Genomic DNA, 12,361 nt, shown 5'->3' with positions numbered 1-12,361 from the left:
TAAATCCTAGTTCTCAAACTATACACTAGCAGAGATTTTTTTAACTACTTCATAAACATTTTCAATAGATTTTTTATATACAAACTCTTTTTTTGAGTGAGGAAATTCTATAGTTGGACCAATAGATGCAATTTTAAGATTTGGTAGCTTATCTTTGAAAATAGCACACTCTAAACCAGCATGGATTGCTCGTAATGAAGCATTTTTATTAAATGTTTGATAAATATCTAAAACCTTTTTCGTGAAGTCATTTATATCTGGCTTCCAAGCTGGATATTTTCCAAAAGTTTCTACACTAAATCCAAGATTTTCAAGTTCTCCTTTTGTTCTATTTTTTAGATTTTCTAAGTTTTCATTTGACATTGATCTAGCACTTATTTCAATAGTAATTTCATCTATTGAAGTATTTATAATAGCTAAATTTATAGAGTCTTGAACTACATTTAGTTCATTATTAAACTCTCTAACTCCATTTGAAAAGTTATAAATAAAATCTACTACTCTATCATCATAGATATTAAGATGATCACTTTTTGTATCTATTTCTATAATATTCATATTTTGATGTGTTTTGTGTGGAATATTTTTTGAAGCAATAATTGCTTTTGCATTTGCAGGAATAGAGTTTATTCTTTCACCACCATTTATATCAAGAAGTTTTCCTTCACACTCTTTTATACTTTGTACAAGCAGTTTTATAGCATTTGGTATATTTTTATCTATATCAACTCCACTATGACCACCCTGAAGATTGAAAATACTTATTTCATAAAGTTTAAGATTTTCGCTATTTGGAACAATTTTTTTATTTGAATTCTTAGCAATAATATCAACTCCACCAGCACAACCTATGCAAATTTCAGCTTCTTCTTCACTATCAAGATTTAGCATATATTGTGCATTTATAGGTAAATTTAAACTATTTGCACCTATTAGTCCTATTTCTTCATCACTTGTAAATAAAAACTCTCCATCAAAGTTTTCAGACATTAAAGCTATCATATAAGAACAACCAATTCCATTATCTGCTCCTAAAGTGGAGTCTGCTGCTTTCAAAATATCATTTTCTTCAACTATTTGTGGAACACAATGCTCTTTTAAACAAACAATATCATAGTGAGATTGAAAAACTATTTTAGCTTTTGAGTTTAGTTTTTTGCATAAAATATTTTTTTCTTCATCAACTAAGCAAATATAATCAAACTCTTTTGCTAACTTTTGAATATATTTTATAAATGGCTCATGAGTTCCTGAACATCTAGGAATACTAGTAATTTCTTTAAATATATCTATTATTTTTGACATATTTTTCCTTTTTTATATGGTATAAAATAAAAAAGGGCGATTAAGCCCTTTTTATTTTTGTTTTATTAAATTTTATTCTATACTTTTTAAGCTTCTATTCTTATAAGCTAAAATTATAGCTAAGAATGCTGTTATAACTGTCACATAAGCCCAAGTTGGGATAGGTACAGGATCTCCTGTTGCATAAGAGTGCATCCCTGAAAGATAGAAGTTTACTCCTAAATATGTCATCATAATTGAACTAAATGCTAAAAGTGATGCAGAAGCCAAAACATAAGGAGTATTTAGAGATTTTACAAATCTTAAGTGAATAACAAATGCATAAACTATGATTGAAACATAAGCCCAAGTCTCTTTTGGATCCCATCCCCAGTATCTTCCCCAAGATTCATTTGCCCAAACTCCACCAAGGAAATTTCCTATTGTTATACAAGCTAAACCAATAATTAAAGAGATTTCATTGATTGCACTAATATGTTTGATAATATCATCTAAGTGAGGTTTGTTTTTTCTAAAAATAAACATAATTAAAGTTAGAAATCCTAATATTGCACTTAGTCCAAAGAATCCATAAGAAGCAGTTAAAATAGATACGTGAATAGTTAGCCAGTAAGATTTTAAAACTGGAACTAAAGTTGTAATTTGTGGATCAACATCTGTTAAGTGAGCAGTAAACATAAAAATTCCTGCAATTATAACAGCTGCTCCTAAAGCTAGTAATGATTTTCTAAAGAATATTACTCCAGCAAAAATAGCTGACCAAGATATATAAACTAATGTTTCGTAAATATCACTCCATGGAGCATGTCCTGATAAATACCATCTGTATCCCATACCAAATGTTTGAATTGCAAATAAAATAGATAGTATTATAAATATTATTTTTGTTGTTTTTTGTACTTTAAATTCTGGTTTAAAAATAATAACAAAAGCTAATACAACCATAATAAAACCTAAAATCATATAAGCAAAAGTTAAATTAAAGAATATATCTATTTTGTTAAAAATTATTTCTGCATTAACTTTTGATTTTGATGGTTTTATATCATCTCCAACTTTATCTTGATATAAAGATATCATATCAATATAGTTATTTGAACTTTCCCAATCTTCTTCAACTAAAGAGTTCATTAATCCACGAATAACAGAGTTTATTGCTGCTTGATTTTGTCCTGTAAACTCTTGCATAGCCTCTATTGGAGAATACCATTTGAAATTATCATCTGGGCTATGTTCATCATAAACTCTAGGAAATATGTTTAATAAAGCACCATTAAAAACTGAATATATGATATTTAATTTTTCTTCAACTTTTATGATATCTTTTTCATAAGTTCCTCTTTCTATTGGCTTTGTTTGAAATGCTTTTTCTGATTCTTGTGTTAATATATATTCACCTTTTTCATTAAATGCTTCTGAAAAAGATATATATTTTTCACTTTCATCAATACCTAAAAATTTTTTTAGCTTTGGAGTTTGTATTTTTATGATTTTTACATCTTTCCATACATCAGGACGCGATAACATTCCTAGAATTATTTGGTTTGCATCCATTCCTAAAAAAGTTGATCTTCCGCTTAATTTTTGAATTATTTCTCTATTTAAAGTAGCCAATGGTTTCATTCTTCCACCACTACTTTGAACGATTAAATGTCCAAATTTGTCAGCTGTTATAGCAGATTCATCTTTTAGTTTATTTAGATAATCAACAGTGATAGATATTGTTTCTTCTGTACTTTTTTCAGTTTTTGGCTCAACGGCATGTAGCGGGATCGCTACGCTAATACAGAGTGCTAATACAAAACTAGCTAGATTTTTATCTCCAACATATTTTATAAGTTTTCTAAATCTTGATTTTTTATCAAAGAAGTTTAAAGCAAGCCCCAATGTAAGTAAAAAATATCCAAAATATGTTGGCCATTTACCTGGGTCATTGTTTACAGATAGAACAGTTCCTGTTTCATCAGGAAAATATGAACTTTGAAAGAATAAGAAATTACCTTCACTTAGTGTTCTATTCATAAAAATTCTATAATCGTAAGTTTTATCATCTTTTATAACTGTAACTTCACTAGCATAAGATGATGGAGCCATACTTCCAGGATATCTATCTAATTGGAACTCATTTAATCTGATAGCAAAAGGTAGTTCAATAAATTTTGAGCCATATTCTAAAGTAACACTATATTTATCAAATGTTAGTTCTCTTGGCATTCCCATTTGTCCTCTTTGCCCTGGAATTCTTATTAATTCTTTTTTATCATTTAAACTAACTTCAAGGCTCAATAATCCCATACTGGCTTGTTCTTTTTTTTCAAATTGAAAATTTTTATAATCTAAAACTAAATTATTGTTCTCAAAAGATATTGTATGAGAAAAGTTATTTATTTCAGGAAGAAGTGAAGTAAACTCTTTTTGATACTCTTCATAAGCTACTACTTTTTCACCTTCTTTTACTGTTATTTGAAGATATGGTTCTAATGAAATCATTTGATTTGTTGTAGCACCTTCAGGTATTTGCATAACACCTTCATAGCCTATATATCTAGTAATAATTGCACCTATTAAAATAACTACAAAAGAGAAGTGAAATAAAAATCTTGGAAGATTTTTCCACATTTTAAATTTATAGATTATTCCTAACAAATTTATTGTAGTTAAAACCATAATAACTTCATACCAAATACTATTATATACTAAAACTCTAGCTGATGAAGTACCATAGTCATTCTCTATAAATGTTGCAACTCCAGCACCAATACCCAAAATAGCAAATAAAAGTAGGGTGGTTTTAAAAGAAAACATAATATTTTTTAAATTCAAAAAGTATCCTTTATTAGATTTTTACGAGATTCTATAACTAATAGATTAATTCTTAGTTAATGAAATATTATCTAATAAGATATTAATTATAAAAGGTTTAGAAATTTAAAAACACTAAATAGTACCCGAAGGGGTACTGTTTTTAGAAAATAAAATAAGATACCATCATTAAAAATCTAAATATTAAAAGGATATTTATGGCAACTCAAGCTGGAAAAGTACAATCAATAGAAAATGGAAAGTTTTTAGTAAAAGATCACAATGGAAATATAAAAGAGTTAAAAGAGGGAGATATAGTTTTTGAAAATGACACGGTATATGGTGATATTTCGAATTCAAACTCTTCTAAAATAGAGATTCTTTTAGATGGAAATGATGTAATTGTTTTAATGCAAGGACAAAAACAACTTATAGATAGTTCTTTGATTGAAACAGCATTTGGAAATGAGGAGCTATTTTTTACAAGAGAAGCAATGGAACAAGTTTTAGACGCTCACAATGAGATTGCTAATGTATGGAGTGATTTAAGAGATGCTGATTTTGATGATTTTATAGATATTACAGAAGAAGAAACAACAGCAGGGGAAGAAGAGGAAGAAGTTACTGAAGGAAGTATAGGTACTTTTGCTTCTAGAAATGGAGATATTGTAGATGTTATAAGTGATTTGAGAAAAAAATCATGGGTAAAAACTCAAACTTATAAAGAGGTAGAAAAAGGTGATGATTATGATAAATTAAACTCAAAACCTTTAGGTAACATAACTCCAATCGTTACAATTCCAATAGATAGACCAACTTCAACTCCAATAGAAAATGTTACTCCACCAACAGTAACACCAATTCCCACTCCAGTTGTACCTGTAATTCCTGAAGAACCACTTCCTTTAGTAACTTTAGGTGTAGATGATGTAACAGTTTATGAAAGTGAAGGTTTTTTGATATTCACAGTGACTATAGATCAACCAACAAGAGAAAATATATCATTTAACTATAAAACTTCACAAAATACAGCAGAAAGTGGAAAAGATTATCATGATGTTGAAGGAAATATAACAATCCCTTCTGGAAGTACAAGTGTACAGATAAAAGTTCCAGTAGTAGATGATTATGTATCTGACAACGGTGAAAATATGAAGATCACTATTTCAAATCCAATAGGAAATGTAGTAGTTTCAAAACCAGAAGGTGTAGGAACGATTTTAGATAATCCACCAGCAAATAATAATCCACTAGATCCAAATAAACCTGATAGTGAAACTGGAACTTATGGAGAAGAAGATACAGTATTTGTAGTAATCACTGGAGATAAAACTGTAAATGAAGGAGATAAAGCTAATTATACAGTTCAAATCATAGATAAAGATGGAAATCCTGTAGTTGTAACAAAAGATACAAAAGTAACAGTTATATATAAAAATATTTCAACATCAAACGATGATACAGAATATAAAGATGGTGACTATATAAAAAAAGATATTATTATCAAAGCAGGAACTTCAAAATCAGAAATTTTTGATGTACAAACAAAAGATGATTATTTAGCTGATAATGGAGAAAATTTTAAGCTAGAAATAACACAAGTGGAAACAACAAATGAGTTTGAGAATATAGTAATAGGTGATAAAAATGGAAATCAAAAAGATATTACAACAACTATTTTAGATAATTCAAACCCAATAAATCCAGGGAAAGAAGATGGAGGATATGGACAAGAAGATACAGTATATGTAAAATTAATAAATAGTGCTACTGTAAAAGAAGGTGTTGATGTTAATGCAAATTTAGATAATTCAACTTTAAAACATTATTTACAACTTGTAGATAAAGATGGAAAACCTGTGGAAATCCCTTCAGGAAAAAGTATCACTATAGAGTTAGAATATAAAGATATTTTAGGAGCTGTAGTAGAGGGTGATTTTAAAGATGGTGGAGATTTTAAAAATAAAACAATTATCGCAATAGATAGTAATACACCAAAAGATGCAAATGGTTTTTATATATTAGAGATAAAAAATCCTGCAATATTTGATAACTCTACAGAGAATTTAGAGATTTATGAACTAACTATTTCTAAAATCACTCAAAATGGAAATCCATTTGAAAATGTGGCAAAACACCCAACAGAAAACAGTGTAACAGGTTCTATATATGATACAAATCCTGATGATGTAAAAATAGAGACAAAAGAAGATACATCAAACAATTTAACTATATCAAATAATATTAAAGATATGTTTGTAGATAATGGAAAAGGTTTTGTAAAAGTTCCTGAAAATGGACAAGTTATATTATATGACAATGATAAACCAATAGGAACTATCACTTATGATAAAGGTAATAGTCAATTTACCTTTAAACCATATGATGATTATAGTGATTATACAAAATCTGGAGATGTTAAATTTTTATACTATGCTGTAAATAATGATAATACAACAGAGTTCAAAAATGTTAAAGTTACAGTAACTCCTGTAGCAGATGTTCCAACTGTAAATGTAAATAATGTAATAGCTTATGAAGATGCTTCAAATTACAATATAAAATCAGATGGAAACAAAGCAGAAGGGACAAATAAAATACCTTTAAGCCTTATATTTCCATCACTTTCAAAAGACCAAACAGATAAAAATGGTGGAGCTGGAGATACTCCTGAAAGAAATGGGGAGATTACTCTTAAATTTACAAATGGTTTAAGTGTAACAGGAGCAAAACTATTTAATGGAACTATAGATGTAGCAACTATAAACTCAAACAATCAAGAGATAAAAGTTGTGATAGTAAAAACTTCAGGTGGAACAGAAATAGATACAGATTATCATCATAAAGGAACTTTACCGACAAAAGGTGGAAATGTTTTATATCTTACAAAAACAGAGTATGAAAACCTAAAAATCCAACATTCAGAAGATAATGATACAGATATAACAATAAATATAGGTGTAACATCGTATGAGCTCGATGATAGTGGAGTACCATTAACTGGAAATTCTGATTATTTAAAAACAGTATATGCAGACATGGAAGTAAATATTTTACCTGTAACTGATAATATCTCTATAAAATGGGATGATACTTCTAAAGGAACTATAAGTAATGGTGATAAAACATATACTTTTACATCTATAAATAAAGCACAAAATAATACATTGGATATAAAAGCTATTATGTCTTCTACAAGTGGAGCAGGTACTGATACAAATCTTGATTTAGATGGAAGTGAAATAAGAACTTATGAAATCACAGGTTTACCAAAAGGCACAGTTGTAACTATTGGAAAAGACGGTAACAAACAAGAAGTTACTGTTGGTGATGATGGAAAAGCTACAATAGAATTTAATAATACAAACAATCAAGATGCTGACCCTAATTTTAGTATAAAACTTCCACAATACTATGCGGGAACTGTAAAAGGAACTATCACTCTAAAAGTAGTAGATAAAGGAGTTGAAGAGAAAGGGGATAGCACTAAATGGGGAGTAGAAAAAACAGATAGTGTAAATTTCAAAATAAATGTTATGCCAAGTATTATAGATAAAAATTCTTCAGATATGACTATCCAAATAGCTCAAGCTATTGGAAATGAAGATGCAGGAAGAGGTAAAAATAATATCTTAAATTCAAATGGGGCAACTGTTTCAAGTAGTGGAAATATCACAAATCCAGAAAATGGTTTAACATTAAATATTGAACCAAAAGGTTCAAATTTAGGAGTAAAAGGTGAAACAGCAACTATTTGGATAGATAAAGTACCTGTTGGTGGAAGTCTGTATATATATGATAATAGTACAAAAACTTATAAATTAGTTGGTGTTGAAGCAGATGGAAAAATCTATGAGTATTCAAAAAGTGGCACAGAATATACTACAAAAAAAGAGCTAACAAGTGGAAAAACTGGAAATATATCTATAACAAAAAATGGTGATGATACTTATAAAGTAGAGATATTAGATTATCAAAACTCTAATAAACCAAAATTTATACCGCCACACAATGATGATAGTGATTATATTTTCAAAATTTCAGGCGAAAAGGTATCAAGTGCTATTATAGATGAAAAAATTGTAACTGTAAAAGAACAATATAATAATGGAACTCCTCTTGATATGAGTGTAATTGTTAAAAATGTGGCAGATGAGCCTATAAATACAGAACTTGTAGATAGTGGAGATAAAATTGTAACTATTGGTGGAGAAACATATATAAAAGCAGTAGAGGATACAGACTTCTATCTAAAAGATATTTACAAAAATGGAACTCCTAGCTCTTTTGATAAAGATGGCTCAGAAGTTTTATCTATAAAAATCACTCTTCCAAATGGTGTTACTATGGTAGATGGTAAAAAATATCATATAGATGGAAATGAGTATGTTATAAAATCTACAGACTTAGACAATATTAAATTACAATTTGGTAAAAATTTTAGTGGAACATTAGGAGATATTAAACTAAAATATATCACAACAGAAACAGAAAAAGAAAATAGTAGTAAAACACACTTTGAGCAAAATGTTAAATTGTTTGTAAATCCAGTGGCAGAGGCTGAAATTTATAAATCTACAACAGGAGATGAAGATAGTATATTTAAAGTTGATTTTAGTATTGCACATAAAGATGGTGATACTAATGAAACTTTAGAGAGTATTATGATAAAAGCTAGTGATATAGAAAATAAAGATTTTACTCTATATATTGGAAATGGTACAGGGACAAAATTAATTGATATTGCTACAAAAGAAGATGGATATTATAAACTTATACAAGCACAATGGGAAAATGTTTATGCAAAAAATACAGCAGAACATACTCATGGAAACTACAAATTTGATGTAAAATATATCGTAAAAGATACAGTGAATGGAGTATCTGATACAAAAACATCAAACTTTGATTATGAGATAAATATTAAAGCTGTAACAGACCAACCAAATTTAGATTTAGGTGCTATAACTACAACTACTGATTCAAAAGTAACTATAGTAGATAAAACTGTAACTATAAAAGAACCTAGTGCAGATTTTAAAGTACCTTTTACTACTAAAAGCAATGACAAAGATGGTAGCGAAACTGTACAAGAAATAGTTATAAGTGGTGTACCACAAGGTGTAGAGGTTGTTGGTGCTACATATTATGGATACAACGGAAGCCCACACAATGGTATTTGGGTTATAAAAAATCCAACTGACAAAGCACTTGATACAAATGGTGCTTCATCAGAAATTACTTTTAAAGTACATCCTGGTTCAAACTTTGAAAGCAGAGATATAAAAATCACAACTTATACAAAGGATAGTGGAGATGCAAAAGTAGAGAGTGCTTCACAAACTATAAGAATTGAAAAAGGAAACGATTATACTCCAGGAACTGGAACTGGAACTCCACCACTATTTAATTTAAGTACACAACTAACAACTATCTATGAAGACAATGATAGTGATCCAAAAACTGATGGAAAACAAGATGAATATAATCTAGGAAAATCAATAGTTGTAACTGCTGAAAATGGACATCCAGACAATGGAAATTATGCTATTACTATCACAGATTTCCCTGATGGAACAACTGTAACTGGACATAATTACTCGTATGTTGAAGGTGGAAAAACTTTCTATGTAGTTGTAGGAGAAGGAAATGCAGCAGATGCTATGAAGAAATTATCAGAAGTTATAGTAACACCACCAAAAGATATGAATACAGGTGGAGTTAAAGATGGTAAAATGACATTTAGTGCAACTATTTCTACATTTGCTGGTGGAGTATTTAAAGAAGGAACGGCTATAAATAGTCATGAAAATGATATTACACCTGTAACAGACCCTATGACTGTAACTATTACAGCAGGTAATATAAATGAAGATGGAACAAGTATTATAAATATAAATCTATCAAATCCAAGTGATGGTACTAAAACAGTGCTAGGAGATACTATTAATATAACTGTGGTTGAAAATTGGAAAGATATAGTAGCTGGTGGTGCGACTAATGGAACATTTACTGTACCAGCTGGGTATATAATTTCATCTACATCTACTGATTCAAATGGCAATACTGTGTATAGTATCAAAAAGAACGATGGCTCTGTTTTTTCAGTTGGAGATATAAATGGATTAACATATCAATCAGCAAATAATAGAGATGGAGAAGTGAAGTTTGAAGTTAGTGTACAAAATAACGAAACAGGAAGTACTGTAACTTTAGACTCAAAAGGAGATAAAACTATAACAGTTGCTCCTGTTATTGATACAAAATTAGATGTTAGTACAGTTGTAGCAACAGGAACAGAAGATTTAGCTATTGCAGGACTTGGACTTGCTAATCCATTAAAAGTAACAATTACTGCTGATGCTAATGGTACAAATCCTCTAGTAATAACAGATAAATCTGAAACTTTAGGAAATATTGTACTAGATAAAATTCCAAATGGAATGACAGTTTGGTATATGGATGGCACAACTCTTAAAATGGCTACAAATATTGGAACTTCAACTGGAAGCTATACTTTAAATCCAAATGGGGATAATAAAGATGTAGGTGTAAATAAATGGCTAATCCCAACAGTTGGAAGCAATGTAATACCAGAAATATATGTAAATGCACCAGAAAACTGGGCAGGAACTTTTGCCTTTGATGTTAAATTATCAGTATATGAGCAAAATTTATCAACTCCTATTGAAAAAACTATAAATTCTACTGGAACAATAACACCAGTGGCAGATGGTCTAACAGCAAGTGGAACAAAAATAACTAAAAATGTATTCCAGTGGGCAGATTTACAACTAAATGCAAATATGAAAGATGTAGATGGTAGTGAGGTTATGAACTTAGAACTAAGTGGACTTAGTGCAAATGCACAGTTTAAACTAAAAGATGGAAGCTTAACAAAACCTGCAGTTTGGGATGTAGCTTCTAGTAAATGGACAATTTCAGGTATAAAAGTAGATGATATAAATAAAATCCAATTTATGGATACAAAATCTACTACTAGTGTAACTGCAAAAGCTTGGACACAAGAACTAGATTCAAATGGAAATCCTTTAAATGGTACTGATGAACAATCAACTGAAACTACTATTACAGATTTAGCTAAAATAGACAATATTTCTGGCAACTTTACATTTGGTAAAGAGCTGAGTTTGGATTTTGATAAGATTGGTGAAATAAAAACGGGGGAAACTTATAATATCGGATTAAAAGATATAACTTCTATAAATTTAGGTTCAGGTAATGGAGCAAAAAATGAGCTTTTAAATCTTACACTAGAAGATGTATTAGATATGGGTAAAAGTGAAAATGGAGAGATTAATCTTACTATCTACGGTGGTGGAACTGGATCTAATAAAGATAAAGTTACTTTTAAAGATATAAATCAATGGAATAAATCAGAACAAGCTACTGATGGATATTATGAATATACAAATACAACAGATCCTTCAGTTAAAGTAAAAGTTCAACAAGAGATAGAACAACCAATATTATAAATAAAAAGGGGATTAATCCCTTTTTATGTCTTTTTTAATTATTTTTTAGATAATATTTTAAATTATGAATATAGGATATAGTTGGAAACAGTATGAAAATCAAACTTTTTAGTAGCGATATTGCACTTATTACAAGATGGGAAAAACTCTTAGAAAATTATGAATTTTCTACTTTAAATAGTGAAGAAGAACTTTTATATATAGAAAATTCAATTTTAGTTTTAAGTAGTTGCATAAAAATTAGTAATAAAATACAAAAAATTAAAAAATTAAAATCTAACAATAATAAAATTATTATTTTAGAAAGAGAACCAAATATATTAAATGCTAAAAGGTATTTTGATTTAGGTATAGATGGATATGGAAATTCTTTGATGAGTTCATCATTTTTTAAATCTGCTATAGAATCTGTAGAAAATAATTATATTTGGGTTTTACCAAACATAACTCAAGGTTTGATAAGAGATATTGCACAAATTAAATATTCAAAAACTGATGATAATGTATTAAATAAGCTTACAATATCTGAAAAAAAAGTAGCTGAATTTTTAAAAGTAGGGTATAAAAACCAAGAAATAGGAGATGAATTGAATATCTCTATTAATACAGTTAAAAAACATATTAAAAATATTTACAATAAATTAGATGTACATGATAGGATATCATTTACAAAACTGTTTATATAAGAAACGAATTTTAAGATTTTTATAAATATAAATAAATCTTTAGTATATTTAATTAAATAATTCTGTTAGTTT

4 protein-coding genes are annotated in these 12,361 nt (G+C 28.6%); 2 read left to right on the top strand and 2 right to left on the bottom strand.

Annotation, left to right across the window (positions count from 1 at the left end; all coding sequences use genetic code 11):
• Positions 1-18 precede the first annotated feature (18 nt).
• Positions 19-1,305 carry an aminoacyl-histidine dipeptidase gene (locus ACNSOS_RS01605; RefSeq protein ID WP_418185696.1) on the bottom strand — a complete coding sequence of 429 codons (1,287 nt, stop codon included), beginning with the start codon at positions 1,303-1,305 and terminating at the stop codon, positions 19-21.
• 72 nt (positions 1,306-1,377) lie between these two features.
• Positions 1,378-4,110 (bottom strand): cytochrome c biogenesis protein CcsA, encoded by a 2,733-nt coding sequence (gene ccsA, locus ACNSOS_RS01600; RefSeq protein WP_418186323.1) that lies wholly within the window; start codon positions 4,108-4,110, stop codon positions 1,378-1,380.
• Positions 4,111-4,325: 215 nt separating this feature from the next.
• Here ccsA and ACNSOS_RS01595 point away from each other — a divergent pair, with 215 nt between their 5' ends.
• Positions 4,326-11,603, top strand: a complete 7,278-nt coding sequence (locus tag ACNSOS_RS01595; protein ID WP_418185695.1) for a Calx-beta domain-containing protein — start codon at positions 4,326-4,328, stop codon at positions 11,601-11,603.
• A 92-nt stretch (positions 11,604-11,695) separates the two neighbouring features.
• Positions 11,696-12,289: a helix-turn-helix transcriptional regulator gene (locus tag ACNSOS_RS01590; RefSeq protein WP_418185694.1), complete on the top strand. Its 594-nt coding sequence runs from the start codon at positions 11,696-11,698 to the stop codon at positions 12,287-12,289.
• Positions 12,290-12,361: the final 72 nt, after the last annotated feature.

Origin of the sequence: Aliarcobacter vitoriensis, assembly GCF_048320235.1 — a bacterium.
Classification (GTDB): domain Bacteria; phylum Campylobacterota; class Campylobacteria; order Campylobacterales; family Arcobacteraceae; genus Aliarcobacter; species Aliarcobacter vitoriensis.
This window is presented reverse-complemented; position numbering and strand designations above follow the sequence as displayed.